A 14622-nucleotide genomic window follows, 5' to 3' on the forward strand; every position below is an offset into this window, starting at 1 on the left:
TGGCCCGGAACGCGCGGCGCGGTCAGATAATTTCCGCGTCGCCGTTCGGCCCGACCGAGGCGATGCGCAGCATGTTGGTGGTGCCGGGCGCGCGCAGCGGCACGCCGGCGACGATGATGACGCGCTGGCCGGCCTTGGCGAAACCGTCCCTGAAGGCAATCGAGCCGGCGCGGTTGACCATGTCGTCGAGGTCGTGCGCGTCCTCCGCGACCACGCAATGCACGCCCCAGACGACGGAAAGCTTGCGGCCGGTGACGAGGTTCGGCGTGATCGCGACCACCGGCACCTTGGGCCGCTCGCGCGCGACGCGGATTGCGGTCGAGCCCGAGGAGGTCCAGCAGATGATGGCCGACAGGTCGAGCGTCTCGGCGATCTGCCGCGCCGCATCGGCAATGGCATCGCCCACCGTCGGCTCGGGATCGACGCGCTGCGCGTTGAGCACGCCGCGATAGGTCGGGTCGCGTTCCACCTCCTCGCCGATGCGATTCATGGTCGAGACGGCTTCCACCGGGAACTTGCCGGCGGCCGATTCCGCCGACAGCATGATGGCGTCGGCGCCCTCGTAGACGGCGGTGGCAACGTCGGAGACCTCGGCGCGCGTCGGCACCGGCGTCTGGATCATCGATTCCAGCATCTGGGTGGCGATCACGACCGGCTTGCCGGCGCGGCGCGCCATGCGTGTCATCTGCTTCTGCAGGCTCGGCACCCGTTCCAGCGGCAGCTCGACGCCGAGATCGCCGCGCGCAACCATCAGGGCATCCGACGCGTCGATGATGTCGGCAAGACGGTCGATCGCCTGCGGCTTCTCGATCTTGGCCATCACGGCGGCGCGGCCGCGGATCATCTTCTTGGCCTCGTGCACGTCCTCGGCGCGCTGCACGAAGGAAAGCGCGACCCAGTCGATCCCGGTGGCCAGCGCGGCATCGAGGTCGGCGCGGTCCTTCGGCGTCATCGCCGAGACCGGCAGATCGGTGTCGGGCAGGCTGACGCCCTTGCGATCCGACATCCGGCCGCCGATTACCACGCGCGTCACGGCGCGCTCGGGCGAGGTTTCCTCGGCGATCAGCCGCACCTTGCCGTCGTCGAGCAAGAGCGCATGACCCGGGCGAAGCGCGGCCAGGATCTCCGGATGCGGAAGCTGGACGCGGTTGTTGTCGCCGGGCGTCTTGTCGGAATCGAGAATGAAGGTCTGGCCGTTATTGAGCTGGGTCGACCCTTCCGCGAAGGCGCCGAGCCGCAGCTTCGGTCCTTGCAGGTCGACCAAAATGCCGATCGGCCGGCCATAGCTCGATTCGACATTGCGGATGGTCTTGACCAGCTCCCGCATCTTGTCGTGCGGGGTGTGGCTCATGTTGATGCGGAACATGTCGGCGCCGGCCTCGAACAGCTTGCGGATCATCCCGCTGTCTGAGGAGGCCGGCCCGAGGGTCGCGAGGATCTTGATGCGGCGCAGTCGTCTCATTGCTTGTGTCCGGGCGTTGCGGCTGGCGGCAGACCAGACGCGCCCGGAGGCGTTGCGCCCGGCGGCGGATTTGGCAGGCCGGGCATCGCTCCGGGATTGTCGGGAGCTACTCCGCCCGGCATTCCCGGCAATTTCTGCGGCTGTTGTTCGTTGGCCTCTGTCAGCTGGACGGTCCATGCACGCTGCTCGCCGGTGTCGACCTCGAAGAAGCCGGTGCGGTCATAGCCGCGCGCAAGGCAATTCTCGGTGCCCTTGATGGTGAATTCCTTGTCGCGCGAGCACATGAACGCCTGGCCGGACCATTCGCCGCCGCGGTCATAATCAAGCGCGTAAATGTAATAATAACGCGCGACCAGATTGCCGCGCAGCAGCGTCTCGCAGGCGCGCGACGACACGTTCCACCAGCCTTCGGTGGTCCAGCCCTCGGCGTCCTTGTAGCCGAGCGCGATGCCGACCCGGCTCGAGGTGTTGTTGCACAGCCGGAAATCGGCGGCCGCCGGACTCGTCCACAGGCATGCCGCGACGAGTGCCAGCATCGGCAGGACGCCGGCCAGAATCGGGCGGATGCCGCGGGTGATTAAAGCGGGGGAATCTGTTGGACTCATGCGGCGAAGCTATATCAAATCATTGACGATTTCGCGTGCCCTGGCGGGAACTGTCAACGGTCGGGACGCGCATTTCCGCGTTACCACGCGGTACATGGGGCCGATCCAGTGCTGTTTTGCGCGGCGATATGGCAAAAACTGTGACAATTCCCACTTGTTACCAATATGGTGCCGACGAAACATCGGGATGACGGCAATGAACATTGACGACAAAACCAGAACAGAGCTCGAGGCCGCGGTCTTCCGGCGCCTCGTCGACCATCTGCGCAGCCGGACCGATGTCCAGAACATCGATCTGATGAACCTGGCCGGCTTCTGCCGCAACTGCCTGTCCAACTGGATGAAGGAGGAGGCCGACGCCAAGGGGATTGCCGTCAGCAAGGACGAGAGCCGCGAGGCGGTCTACGGCATGCCCTATGAGGAGTGGAAGGCCAAATATCAGGGCAGCGCCACGCCCGAGCAGCTTGCTGCAATGAAGAAATCCCACCCCGGACATTAAGCCGGCGTGACATTGTTCCATCGGCGACCCGCATCTCCTGTGGGCGCGCTGTGGATGAGTGCGATGTTTCCTTGACGGAACGCGCCCCAAAATCGAGGGTCGCTCGCAACAAGCGGTGCGCAGGACGCGTATTCGCGTGACATTTCAATGCCAGTTCAGGAGTGCGCGATGGCCACGTCTGCCGCCGTCAAGGAAGAGCCCGCAACGCGATTTGCCAAGGATCAGCTCAAGTCGATCATCGAACGCATCGAGCGGCTGGAAGAAGAGAAGAAGACCATCTCGGACGACATCCGCGACGTCTATGCCGAGAGCAAGGGCAACGGTTTCGACGTCAAGGCGCTGCGCGCCATCATCCGCCTCCGCAAGCAGGATCCGAACGAGCGTCAGGAGCAGGAGACGATTCTCGAGACCTATATGCAGGCGCTCGGGATGCTGTAAGCCGGCGGACCTGTCCGGCTGGCGGAGGCTGGTTCAGGACGCCACTTCAAGGTCTGGACCATTAAGTCTTGGGTCCATTTCCGGGATTTGCTACACTGCCCGGCGAGGTAACCGGGCAGATCGCCGATGGATGTGCCAGGACCAGAGCGCCGGCTCGCTGCGGTCCTCGCGGCTGATATGGTCGGCTATAGTCGGCTCATGGAGGCCGACGAGACGGGTACGCTTGCGCGCCTCAAGACCCATCGGATCGAACTGATCGATCCGGCCATCACCAAGAACCGCGGCCGCATCATCAAGACCACCGGCGACGGCATGCTGGTCGAATTCCACAGCGTCGTCGACGCGGTGCTGTGCGCCGCGGAAGTGCAGCGCCGGATGGCGAAGCGCAATACTGACGTCGCGCCGGCGCGATGGATGCAGTTTCGCATCGGCATCAATCTTGGCGATGTGATCGTTGACGGCAACGACATCTTCGGGGACGGCGTCAACGTCGCGTCCCGTCTGGAAACGCTGGCCGAGCCAGGCGGCATCTGTGTTTCGGCCGCTGTCCGTGACCAAGTCGGGGATCGTCTGGAAGATCTGAGCTTCGAGGATATCGGCGATCAAACGGTCAAGAACATCGTCCGCCCGATCCGCGTCTTCCGCATCCGTCTTGAGTCGGATTCAAAATCCGTCCCAGCGCATCCGCAAGGAACGGCGACGCCCTCGGTCGCCAGGAAACCCTCGATTGCAGTGCTGCCGCTCGTCAACATGAGCGGCGATCCCGAGCAGGAGTTCTTCGCCGACGGCCTCACCGAGGACATCATCACCGAGCTGTCGCGCTTCCACGATCTGCTCGTGATCTCGCGCAACTCGACTTTCGTGTACAAGGGCAAGGCCGTGAAGGTGCAGGACGTCGCGAAGGAATTTGCGGTCGACTACGTGCTCGAGGGCAGCGTGCGGAAGGCGGGCGGCCGCATCCGCGTCACGGTACAGCTGATCGACGCCGAGGCCGACCGGCACGTCTGGGCCGAGCGCTATGACCGCGAGCTGGCCGATATCTTCGCCATCCAGGACGAGATGACGCGCGCGATCGTGGCGACGTTGCCGGGCCGCGTCGAGGCGGCTGCCCATGACCGCGTCAAGCGCAAGCCGACCGACAACATGGCGGCCTATGAATGCGTGCTGGCCGCAAAGATTCTGCACCATCGCTCGGCGCGGGAGGATAACGCGGAAGCGCAGCGTCTGCTGGAGCGCGCGATTGCGCTCGACCCCAACTATGCTCATGCGCACGCCTGGCGGGCCTGTGTGCTCGGGCAGACCTGGGTCTATAATTGGTGCGACGATCGCGACGCGACCTTCGAGCAGGTGGCCGCGGAGCTCGAGATCGCGCTCAAGCTCGACGATAACGACAGCGACGTGCACCGGATCCTCGCCGCGCTGAACCTCAATCGCGACGATCACGACAAGGCAACCTTCCATCAGGAACGCGCGCTCGCGCTCAACCCGAATTACGACCTTGTCGTCGTGCAGCAGGGCGAGCTTTTGACCTGGCTCGGGCGGCCGGAGGAGGGCATCGACTGGATCAAGCGGGCGATGCGCCTCAATCCGTATCACCCCGAGCGTTTCTGGAGCCATCTCGGCCGAGCCTGCTATTGCGCCGAAAAATACGCCGATGCCGCCGATGCATTCTCGCGCATTACGCGGCCCGATCACACCCATCACGCCTTCCTTGCGGCGACACTGGCGCAGATGGGCAATGCAGTGGCGGCCGGCGCGCACGCCGCCGAGGTGCTGAAGCGCGAACCGACGTTCTCGGTCGCCGCGCATCTGGCCACCCAGCATTACAAGCATGAGCTCGACCGGGCCCGCTACGAGGCCGGCCTGCTCAAGGCTGGGCTGCCGGCTTGAACCGGCTGCGCGCGAGGACGAAATTGAGATGGAGTCTAGCGCAGCGAGGCGGTGCGCACGAACGACTGGGTCGCCAGGACGGCTGTGGCGGTCCCCGAGAAGCGGTCGCAGGTCATCCCCATCATCGGATCATCCGAGAAAGTCATCGCGACTGACGTCTCCGGCTTGACGAAGTGAGCGCGCATCAGGCTCATGTCGGTATCACCAAGCACCGTGGTCAGCATGTCGTTGCTGGCGCTTGGCGCCAACATCACGACACGCATCCAGACGTCGTTGCCCTTGGCGGCCGAGATGCGGGCCGACGTCATGATCACGCCCTGGCCCTGCGCACCCTTGGCAACCACGGTGTTGATCTCGGTGGCCGCGGCGGCGTTGCGGGTCGGGCGCACGCTGCGCGGCACCGGCACGGACGCGGCGACGATGTTGGCGCGGTCAACCGGCGAGGACGTGGCCGGCGCGTAGGCGAGCGCCTTGTTGAAGTTCTCCGTCGCGCTGGCGGTCGTCTGCGGATCGGCGGCGCCAACGGCTTCGCGGGCTTTCAGCGCCGCGATCTGCTCCGGGGAGGCCTGCTTCGGCGTGGCCGTCGCATCGCCCCAGAAGCCGCGGGCGTTGATGATGTCGGCGGGCGACTGCGGCTGCGATCCGCTGCTGTCGGCGGCCTGGACCTGCGGCTTGTCCTTCACTGCCGGAACGAGTTGCGCGTCAGCCGCGGCGAGCTGGATCGCAGCCATGATCTGCGGCTTGGCGCGCGGCATCGGCACGGGGGCGGCGGATTTGGCGGGCGCCGCGGCCGCGACCACGGTGTTGGCCGCGGGCTTGTCGTTCACGGGCGCCGTGGCTTCGTCTTCGTCGTCATTCGACTTGCCGCCGCCGAACAGCTTGGCGAACAGGCTCGGCTTGGCGATGGTCGCTGCGTCGTCGCCATTGCCGCGCCGCTCGATATCGGCCTTGGCGAGCTCATATCCCTTCAGCGGCGTGCCGTCGGTCGGGATATGAACGGTACGGCCGTCCGGGAACACCTTGACCAGCTGCTCGCGCGTCATGCGCGGCCAGTGGCGGATATTACCGGTGTCGAGATGGACGAAGGGCGAGCCCGAGGTCGGATAGAAGCCGACGCCGCCGCGCTGCAGGCGGAGGCCGGCGTAGCGGATCTGCTCGAGCGGCACGCCGGGAATGTAGAAGTCCATCGCATGCCCCAGCATGTGCTGGCTGTGGCGCGCAACGCCCGAGGAGCGGCGGCGGAGCATGGCGTTGGTGGAGGGAGAGCGATAGGCGGAAATGATCTGGATCGGCTGCTTGCCATCGACATCGCGATAGACTTCCCAGAGGATGTCGAACAGGTGGCGGTCCATCACCGTCTCATCCTGATTGCGCCAGTCGCGCAAATAGTGATTGAGCTGCTTCAGCGCGGCTTCGTCGTAGCGGCCATCGCGCTTGAAGGTGACGGTGAGGTCTTCGCCGGAATGGGTGTGGTGGAAGGAGAGGGTGCGGGTTTCGTTCAGCGCGGTCGCGTCGTGAACCGATCCGGCCCCGGCAAGGAGCAGCAGCGAGGTCAGGCCGACTTGGTATCCGGCCTTAGGCAGCGACAACGGAATGAAGCGGCGTGCGAAAACAGCCAGCACTATGAGCCCACCCAGTCGACGAGCGTTCGGTCGGCATCTTCGCAGACCCCCTGCGAATGACGGTGAACGCTTTCTTAAAGCGGGAGGGTTAACCGAGGTTTACCGACCCGCCCCCAAGTTAGCCTTAACTAACTGATTGAGTGTGGCGAAAAATAGCCCGGTACCGTGGCAGCGACCTGTAATGGTTAACGTCAACGATCTCGTCCTTTTGACGAAATCTTTGATTTCACTTCAAAATTTACCCAAATCCGGCCCAGGCCACAGATTAACGGGTGTACACCCGACGCTGCTGCTGAGCCTGACCGCGGCGGACCGGTTGCGGCTCCGGCTGTCCGAACCCCCCGAACAGGCGCTCGAAGAAGTTCGGTCCGGAGGAATTCCAGCCGCCGCTATCACCGGCGACGCTGACGCCAGGGGGCAGGCTGCTGCTCGCCGGCCGCGCGTAGCTCGGCTGCGCATGCGCCACCACCGTTTCGAGGTCCTTGCCGCGGCTGTTCTTGAGCAGCGACAGCATGGTGGCGTCGCGGCCGTAGATGTCCTTGCGGAACTCCAGCTTGCCGGCGTCGTCCACGAACGCGGTCTGGTAGGTGATGTTCACCGGGATCGGAGTCGGGAATTTCAGGTCGATTTCGCTCGAGCCATACATGCTGCGGATCCGCTCCGGCGTGTAGTGCGCATTCGGCTCAGTGATGTTGAGGAGGATGGAGGCGTACTGGTCCGGGTTCTGCACCCGCATGCAGCCGTGGCTATACGCGCGCTCTTGCTTGGCGAACAGGTATTTGTCCGGCGTGTCGTGCTGATAGACCAGGAACTTGTTCGGGAAGTTGAAGCGGATGCGGCCGAGCGCGTTGGCCTCGCCCGGCGGCTGCGAGATGTGGATCGTGCCGTCGCGGCTTCGCTCGAGCTTGAGGCCCATACGTTGCAGCACCGTCGGATCCTGCTGCAGGGCCGGCAGATATTCGTTGTAGATGATCGAGGGCGGCACATTCCAGGTCGGGTTGACCGTGATGTACTTCATCGTCTCGGTCAGGAGCGGCGTGGCATGCTGGCCGGGCTTGCCGGTCACGACGCGCGTGGACCAGACCTGCGCGCCGTTCTGCATCACCTTCAGCGTGTAGTCGGGGATGTTCAGGATCACATAGGCGTCACCGACATTGGCCGCGCCGAGTTGGCGCGGCAGCCAGCGCCAACGCTCCATGTTGACGATCACGGTGTCGATCTGCTTGTCGCGCTTCGGGCTGTTCAGCGCCTTGACGGTGCGATCGTCGAGAACGCCTGATGGCTTGAGGTCGACGCTGCTCTGGAATTTCTGCACCGCCCGGGCGACCGCCGCGTCATACGTCGTGCTCTCGGGATTCTCCGTGACGCCGAGCTTGCTGCGCAGGTCGGGCACGCGCGGATCGTCCATCTCGACGGCCGCCTGCTTCCTGCCGCGGGCGGCGACATATCGCAGCACCGGTCCCTCGGCGATCCGGATGACGGGCCCGTCGCCCTGGCCGCGCAGCTCCGCGAGCTTCTTCTTCAACTCCTTGTAGAGCTTGTGTGGCGGGTTGTAGCTGTCCAGCGTCGCGGATGGGTCCTTGGCGGAGGTCACGTTCGCAAACACTTCCGCAGGATCGATCGGGTGCTCGGGATAGAGGATGTCGGCCGACACCTGCGACCAGTGCATGCGGCCGCTTTGCGCCTGCCGCGCATAGTCCAGCATGCTGGCGGCGAGTTTCAGCTCGGCTTCGGCCAGCGCGTCCGGCGAGGTCGCGGCGGCGAAATCCGGCACCGGATAGTCTTCCGGATCGAGGCCGTCGGAGGCGGCATCCTTCAGGCGCGCGATGACGCCATTGCCGGTCTCGGTCAGCTTGCCGGCCTTCGTGAAGACCGGGGCGTAGTCGCGGGCCGAATAGAATTTCTCGGCTGCCGCGCGTTCGTTCTTGCGGTCGAAGGGGCGCAGCGACTTGCTGGCGAGCAGCTCGCGCAGCTTGTCGGCGACGGGCTGATCTTCGGCCGGAACGTTGCTCGCGGCCTTGGCAGGTTCGGTTGCCGGGGCAGCAGCAGTGGCGGGAGCCGGAGTAGCGGCGGGCGCCGCTGCCGTTGCAGGAGTTGTCGCGGGCGCTGCCGCGGTTGCCGGGGCGACCGCGGTATCGGTCTTCGGCGCGTCGGCGGGCTTCGGCTCGGTGGTCGTCGCCGTCGCGCTCGACTCGGCCGGCTTTGCATCAACCTTTGCGTCGCCGGGCTTGGCGTCGGTGGACTTTGCATCCGTGGGCTTTGCATCCGTGGACTTGGCGTCGGTCGCCTGCGCATCGGCCGGCTTCGTGTCGGTCGCCTTCTTGGCGTCCGGCAGCGCGGCGGTCGTGTCCATCTTGAAATCGCTGGCGGTCGGCGGCGGCACGTTGGCCGGTTCGGGACGCGGGATCGCGGCGTCGATCGCGAGTTCCGCGGGGCTGGAGCGAGATGTGTCCTGTGCGAAAGCTGCGGGCGCGGATACCGTGAGGAAGGTTGCCGCGACGGCCATCAATACGCGGTCAAATCCCCGACGGTCGTTCGAACAGTCACGCATCGTCACACCCCCCTGGGCGAAACTGCCCGTGCACTGGAGCAGTTCAAGTCAGTGTTTGGTCTCGCAGCTTGCGCGGAAGCGCCGGCCTTCTCGATCGACTCGCAACGCCTGCACGCAACCAACGCAGACGATACAGACGCCCCTCTCATGCAGCCAGCGCCATGCGGGGCAACTCACGACAAACTGACCCCGAACCACCTGATTTCATTCGGGCTGAGCGGTATTGCCACGCAGCCCGATGTTTGTCTGTCACCGCGAGGCCACGGTTCAAAAGGTTCCCGCGGTGCAGCCCTTTGCCTGCGTCACAGCGCGGCCGCCAAGCCTAATTGGCGTCGGCGGCGCGTGCCCCGGCCGCAGCCTCGTCGAGCTTGCGATAAAGTGTCGAGCGGCCGATTTTGAGGCGGCGCGCAACTTCCGACATCTGGCCACGGTAGTGCGAGATCGCGAAGCGGATGATCTCGTTCTCGAGATCTTCCAGGGGACGCACCTCGCCTGAGGCGTTGAGCATCGAGAGACTGCCCGCGGTGGGCAGTGCGATGGGTATTTCGTTACCTGAATTCATCGCGGGCGCCGTGGAGGGCGATACGACCAGCGGTTCACCCTGCAACGACTTGCCTTCAGGCGCGGCATGGGCCGTCGCCTGCGGGAAATCGGCGAGCCCGAGCTGGTCGCCATCGCTCATCACCACAGCGCGATACACCGTATTCTCGAGCTGGCGGATATTGCCGGGCCAGTCGAGTTGCGACAGATGCGCCATCGCCTCGCCGCTGATGCCACTGATGCTGCGGTTCTCCTCGGCACAGAAGCGCGCCAGGAAATGCCGCAACAAATGTGGAATGTCTTCGCGCCGCTGCCGCAGCGCCGGAATGGTCAGCGGCAGGACGTGCAGGCGATAGAACAGATCCTCGCGGAACTGACCGCCCTTCACCAGATCGAGCAATTTGCGATTGGTCGCCGAGATGATGCGGACGTCGACCTTCACCGGCTTGCGTCCGCCGACCGCCTCGACGGTGCCTTCCTGCAGCGCGCGCAAAAGCTTCACCTGCGTGGCCAGCGGCAACTCGCCGACTTCGTCGAGAAACAGCGTGCCGCCATGGGCCTCGACGAACTTGCCCTGATGGCGCTCGGTGGCGCCGGTGAAGGCGCCCTTCTCGTGGCCGAACAGGATCGATTCGACGAGGTTGTCCGGGATCGCGCCGCAGTTCACCGCGACGAACGGCTTCGACTTGCGCTCGCTGCTGCCGTGGATGGCGCGTGCGAACAATTCCTTGCCGACGCCGGATTCGCCCTCGATCAGCACCGGAATGGTCGAGGAGGCCGCCTTCTGCGCGGTGCGCAGCACGCCGGTCATGGCCTCGCTGCGGGTGATGATGTCGGAGAAGGTCAGCCGGCCCTCGCGGCTGTGCCGGATGCGCTGCAACTCGCCCTTGAGCGCGGAAGCGTTGAGCGCATTGCGCAAGGAGACCTGGAGCCGTTCGAAGCCGGCCGGCTTGACAACGAAATCCTGGGCGCCGGCGCGCATAGCCGACACCACATTGTCGATACCGCCATGCGCGGTCTGCACGATGACGGGGACGTTCAAACCAGCTTCACGAATCTTTGCGAGGACACCGAGGCCGTCGAGGCCGGGCATCACGAGGTCGAGCACCACGGCATCGATCGCGCGGGCGTCGGGGGCGGTGAGTGCAGCTATCGCAGCGTCGCCACTGTCCACGACGAGAGGCTCATAGCCGCACTTCTGCACCATGTTTTCAACCAAACGACGCTGTACTGCGTCGTCATCGGCGATCAAAATGGTGGCAGCCATGGTTTTCCCCGCACGCTACGATTATCTGTCTCGAATCGGGGCACTGTCGCCGATGCCGATTAACGCACTCTTAAACGTTGCTATCCCGCTTTCATTCCGCTGCCGCCGTCTTTCCGACTGATGTAGGGTTTCGAACAAGATGACCTCGCGCTCCAAATCTGCTCCCAACAAGTCCGCTCTCCGCAAAGAAGCCGCACTCCGCAAGACAACTGCCCAACGCAAATCGGCCACCGCCAGACCGGCGTCGAAAAGGGCGGCCAGCAAGACCGGCAAGCTGCCCGAATGGAATCTGACAGATCTCTACTCCGGTATCGACGCGCCGGAAGTCGCACGCGACCTGGCGAAGATGGATGCAGATTGCGTCGCGTTTGAGACCGACTACAAAGGCAAGCTCGCCGAAAATACCGATCGCGACGGCGGCGGCAAATGGCTCGCCGAGGCTGTCAGGCGCTATGAGGCGATCGACGATCTCGCCGGCCGGCTCGGCTCTTATGCCGGCCTCGTTCATGCCGGCGACAGCGTCGATCCCGCGATCTCGAAGTTCTATGGCGACGTGTCCGAGCGGCTGACCGCTGCGTCGGTGCATCTGCTGTTCTTCTCGCTCGAGCTCAATCGCGTTGACGATGATGTGATCGAGCGCGCGATGGCCGAGCCCGAGCTCGGCCATTACCGGCCGTGGATCGAGGATCTGCGCAAGGATAAGCCGTATCAGCTCGAGGATCGCGTCGAGCAGCTGTTTCACGAGAAGGCGCAGAGCGGCTACGCGGCCTGGAACCGGCTGTTCGACCAGACCATCTCCGTCCTCCGCTTCAAGGTTGCGGGCAAGGAGTTGGCGATCGAGCCGACACTGAACCTGTTGCAGGACAAGGTGGGCGACAAGCGCAAGGCGGCGGCGCAGGCGCTGGCCAAGACCTTCAAGGACAATGAGCGCACGTTCGCGCTGGTCACCAACACGCTCGCCAAGGACAAGGAGATCTCCGATCGCTGGCGTGGCTTCCAGGATGTCGCGGATTCCCGACATCTCAACAACCGCGTCGAGCGCGAGGTGGTTGATGCGCTGGTCGCCTCGGTGCGCGCGGCCTATCCCAAGCTGTCGCATCGCTATTACGTCTTGAAGGCGGGCTGGTTCGGAAAGAAGAAGCTGGCGCACTGGGACCGCAACGCGCCGCTGCCGTTCGCGGCATCAGGCACGATCGCCTGGCCCGAGGCGCGCAACATGGTGCTGTCGGCCTATCGCGGCTTCTCGCCCCGGATGGCCGAGATCGCGGAGCGCTTCTTCACCGATCGCTGGATCGATGCGCCGGTCCGGCCCGGCAAGGCCCCCGGCGCGTTCTCGCATCCGACCACGCCGTCGGCGCACCCCTATGTGCTGATGAACTATCAGGGCAAGCCGCGCGACGTGATGACGCTCGCGCATGAGCTCGGCCACGGCGTCCACCAGGTGCTGGCGGCGAAGAACGGGGCGCTGATGGCGCCGACGCCGCTGACGCTGGCCGAGACCGCGAGCGTGTTCGGCGAGATGCTGACGTTCAAGCGGCTCCTGTCCCAGACCAAGAACGCAAAGCAGCGCCAGGCGCTGCTCGCGGGCAAGGTCGAGGACATGATCAACACCGTGGTGCGGCAGATCGCGTTCTATTCCTTCGAGCGCGCGGTGCATACCGAGCGCAAGAACGGTGAGCTCACCGCCGAGCGGATCGGCCAGCTCTGGCTCAGCGTGCAGGGCGAGAGCCTCGGGCCCGCCATCGAGATCAAGCCGGGCTACGAGACGTTCTGGATGTACATCCCGCACTTCATCCATTCGCCGTTCTATGTCTATGCCTATGCCTTCGGCGACTGCCTAGTGAACTCGCTCTATGCGGTCTACGAGCACGCCGCCGAGGGCTTCGCCGAGCGCTATCTCGACATGCTCGCCGCCGGCGGCACCAAGCACTATTCCGAGTTGCTCAAGCCGTTCGGGCTCGACGCCAAGGACCCGAAATTCTGGGACGGCGGCCTGTCGGTGATCGCCGGGATGATCGACGAGCTGGAGGCGATGAGCTGAGGCCGATCGATTCGGGTTTGCGAAGTGCGTGGGCCGGACCGCAGTCGGGAAGGAACTGTGTCGGCAATTTCGTGCGGCGGGCGACAGGATTTTTCTTCCGCGCTCACAGTCGGGAGATAAATCCTGCCGGAATGGCGACGAACCGCCGCCGAACGGTTGCGCGCCGGCCTGGATCCGGGACAATCGGCCCTGCAAATGACTTGATCGGGACCGCGCCGTTGCTCTGCCACCCCGATTGCGGTAATGGCTCGCCAGATACGAATTTCTGACTGGGGACAAGGATGGCAAACCATAGCGAAGTGGCCTACACGACCGCTGAGGGCAATGATTATCCGGCGCATGAGCAGACCTATGAAGGGTTTCTCATGCTGGTCAAATACGGCACCATCAGCGTCGCCATTATCCTCATCCTGATGGCCTATTTCCTGCTCTGATCCTTTGATCGGCTGCGGCGCTGCCGGCCTCGGCGGCGCATATTCCTGTCCAACCCGGTGGCAAAACCGGGTATCCAATCTGGCGAAAATAACGCTAGTTTGAAGACGCGCGCGCCGCTTGCGCCGCCGGAGGGCCCATGAAGATTGCCGTTGCCAAGGAAATTGATCCGTTCGAGCCGCGGGTTGCGGCGTCGCCCGATACTATCAAGAAGTTCAAGGCGCTCGGCGCCGAGGTGGCGGTCGAGCCCGGCGCGGGCATCAAGTCGGGCCTGCCCGATTCGGAATTCACCGCGGCGGGCGCCACCGTCAGCGCAGACGCGGTCAAGGACGCCGACATCGTCATCAAGGTGAAGCGGCCCGAGGCCTCCGAGCTCTCCAAATACAAGCGCGGCGCGCTCGTCATCGCGATCATGGACCCCTACGGCAACGAGGCCGCGCTCAAGGCGATGGCCGATGCCGGCATTGCGGCCTTCGCGATGGAACTGATGCCGCGCATTACCCGCGCTCAGGTGATGGACGTGCTGTCTTCCCAGGCCAACCTCGCGGGCTACCGGGCGGTGATCGAGGGCGCCGAAGCCTTCGGCCGCGCGTTCCCGATGATGATGACCGCGGCTGGCACGGTTCCGGCCGCAAAGGTGTTCGTGATGGGCGTCGGCGTCGCCGGCCTGCAGGCGATCGCGACCGCGCGGCGGCTCGGGGCCGTCGTCACCGCGACCGACGTGCGGCCCGCCACCAAGGAGCAGGTGGAATCGCTGGGCGCGAAATTCCTGGCGGTCGAGGACGAGGAGTTCAAGAACGCCCAGACCGCCGGCGGCTACGCCAAGGAGATGTCCAAGGAGTATCAGGCCAAGCAGGCCGCGCTGACCGCCGAGCACATCAAGAAGCAGGACGTCGTCATCACGACCGCGCTGATCCCGGGCCGTCCGGCGCCGAAACTCGTCTCGAGCGAGATGGTGAAGTCGATGAAGCCTGGTTCGGTGCTCGTCGATCTCGCGGTCGAGCGCGGCGGCAATGTCGAGGGCGCCAAGGCCGGCGAGGTCGTCGACCTCGATGGCATCAAGATCGTCGGCTACACCAATGTCGCCGGCCGCGTCGCGGCCTCGGCCTCCGGCCTCTACGCGCGCAACCTGTTCTCATTCATCGAGACCATGGTCGACAAGGCCAAGAAAGAGCTCGCGGTCAACTGGGACGACGAGCTGGTGAAGGCCACCGCCCTGACCAGGGACGGCGCCGTCGTCCATCCTAGCTTCCAGCCGAAATAAGGAGACAAAGC

General features: G+C 64.7%; 11 protein-coding genes. 6 read left to right on the top strand and 5 right to left on the bottom strand.

Annotated elements, in window-relative coordinates; translation table 11 throughout:
- Positions 1–22: 22 nt before the first annotated feature.
- Both pyk and MTX23_RS04585 read right to left on the bottom strand, forming a co-directional pair.
- Positions 23–1462: a pyruvate kinase gene (gene pyk, locus MTX23_RS04580; protein ID WP_280975443.1), complete on the bottom strand. Its 1440-nt coding sequence runs from the start codon at positions 1460–1462 to the stop codon at positions 23–25.
- Entirely contained in the window at positions 1459–1998 is a 540-nt protein-coding gene (locus MTX23_RS04585; RefSeq protein ID WP_280975444.1) for a DUF1036 domain-containing protein, read from the bottom strand. The genes pyk and MTX23_RS04585 overlap by 4 nt, the downstream gene beginning before the upstream one ends.
- A 265-nt stretch (positions 1999–2263) precedes the next feature.
- Between MTX23_RS04585 and MTX23_RS04590 the strand changes: the two genes are divergently transcribed.
- From MTX23_RS04590 to MTX23_RS04600, 3 genes are all read left to right on the top strand, one after another.
- Positions 2264–2566, top strand: coding sequence for a DUF1244 domain-containing protein (locus MTX23_RS04590; RefSeq protein WP_280975445.1), 303 nt, complete (start codon positions 2264–2266; stop codon positions 2564–2566).
- Between the two features lie 168 nt (positions 2567–2734).
- Positions 2735–3004, top strand: coding sequence for a DUF2312 domain-containing protein (locus MTX23_RS04595; RefSeq protein WP_280975446.1), 270 nt, complete (start codon positions 2735–2737; stop codon positions 3002–3004).
- A gap of 126 nt (positions 3005–3130) precedes the next feature.
- Positions 3131–4894 (top strand): adenylate/guanylate cyclase domain-containing protein, encoded by a 1764-nt coding sequence (locus MTX23_RS04600; RefSeq protein WP_280975447.1) that lies wholly within the window; start codon positions 3131–3133, stop codon positions 4892–4894.
- 35 nt (positions 4895–4929) lie between these two features.
- Here the strand turns inward: MTX23_RS04600 and MTX23_RS04605 are convergent, their stop codons facing one another.
- The 3 genes from MTX23_RS04605 to MTX23_RS04615 form a co-directional block, all read right to left on the bottom strand.
- Positions 4930–6516 (bottom strand): DUF882 domain-containing protein, encoded by a 1587-nt coding sequence (locus MTX23_RS04605; RefSeq protein ID WP_280975448.1) that lies wholly within the window; start codon positions 6514–6516, stop codon positions 4930–4932.
- 265 nt (positions 6517–6781) lie between these two features.
- Entirely contained in the window at positions 6782–9067 is a 2286-nt protein-coding gene (locus MTX23_RS04610; protein WP_280975449.1) for a L,D-transpeptidase family protein, read from the bottom strand.
- A gap of 322 nt (positions 9068–9389) precedes the next feature.
- On the bottom strand, positions 9390–10874 hold the full coding sequence (locus MTX23_RS04615; RefSeq protein WP_280975450.1) for a sigma-54 dependent transcriptional regulator: 1485 nt from the start codon (positions 10872–10874) through the stop codon (positions 9390–9392).
- 139 nt (positions 10875–11013) lie between these two features.
- On the opposite strand from MTX23_RS04615, the gene MTX23_RS04620 reads away from it, so the two are divergent.
- The 3 genes from MTX23_RS04620 to MTX23_RS04630 all read left to right on the top strand — a co-directional run bounded on the left by MTX23_RS04620 (position 11014) and on the right by MTX23_RS04630 (position 14611).
- A complete protein-coding gene (locus MTX23_RS04620) occupies positions 11014–12915 on the top strand; it encodes a M3 family oligoendopeptidase (protein WP_280975451.1) in 1902 nt (633 codons plus the stop codon).
- Positions 12916–13196: 281 nt separating this feature from the next.
- A complete protein-coding gene (locus MTX23_RS04625) occupies positions 13197–13349 on the top strand; it encodes an aa3-type cytochrome c oxidase subunit IV (protein WP_280975452.1) in 153 nt (50 codons plus the stop codon).
- 137 nt (positions 13350–13486) lie between these two features.
- Entirely contained in the window at positions 13487–14611 is a 1125-nt protein-coding gene (locus MTX23_RS04630) for a Re/Si-specific NAD(P)(+) transhydrogenase subunit alpha (protein ID WP_280975453.1), read from the top strand.
- The last annotated feature ends 11 nt before the right edge of the window (positions 14612–14622 follow it).

The organism is Bradyrhizobium sp. ISRA436, assembly GCF_029910015.1.
GTDB lineage: Bacteria > Pseudomonadota > Alphaproteobacteria > Rhizobiales > Xanthobacteraceae > Bradyrhizobium.

Excerpts from the sequence above, each read along its gene's own strand:
- pyk (WP_280975443.1), bottom strand. The coding sequence starts at position 1,462 with ATGAGACGACTGCGCCGCATCAAGATCCTCGCGACCCTCGGGCCGGCC.
- MTX23_RS04585 (WP_280975444.1), bottom strand. The coding sequence starts at position 1,998 with ATGCTGGCACTCGTCGCGGCATGCCTGTGGACGAGTCCGGCGGCCGCC.
- MTX23_RS04590 (WP_280975445.1), top strand. The coding sequence starts at position 2,264 with ATGAACATTGACGACAAAACCAGAACAGAGCTCGAGGCCGCGGTCTTC.
- MTX23_RS04595 (WP_280975446.1), top strand. The coding sequence starts at position 2,735 with ATGGCCACGTCTGCCGCCGTCAAGGAAGAGCCCGCAACGCGATTTGCC.
- MTX23_RS04600 (WP_280975447.1), top strand. The coding sequence starts at position 3,131 with ATGGATGTGCCAGGACCAGAGCGCCGGCTCGCTGCGGTCCTCGCGGCT.
- MTX23_RS04610 (WP_280975449.1), bottom strand. The coding sequence starts at position 9,067 with ATGCGTGACTGTTCGAACGACCGTCGGGGATTTGACCGCGTATTGATG.
- MTX23_RS04615 (WP_280975450.1), bottom strand. The coding sequence starts at position 10,874 with ATGGCTGCCACCATTTTGATCGCCGATGACGACGCAGTACAGCGTCGT.
- MTX23_RS04620 (WP_280975451.1), top strand. The coding sequence starts at position 11,014 with ATGACCTCGCGCTCCAAATCTGCTCCCAACAAGTCCGCTCTCCGCAAA.
- MTX23_RS04625 (WP_280975452.1), top strand. The coding sequence starts at position 13,197 with ATGGCAAACCATAGCGAAGTGGCCTACACGACCGCTGAGGGCAATGAT.
- MTX23_RS04630 (WP_280975453.1), top strand. The coding sequence starts at position 13,487 with ATGAAGATTGCCGTTGCCAAGGAAATTGATCCGTTCGAGCCGCGGGTT.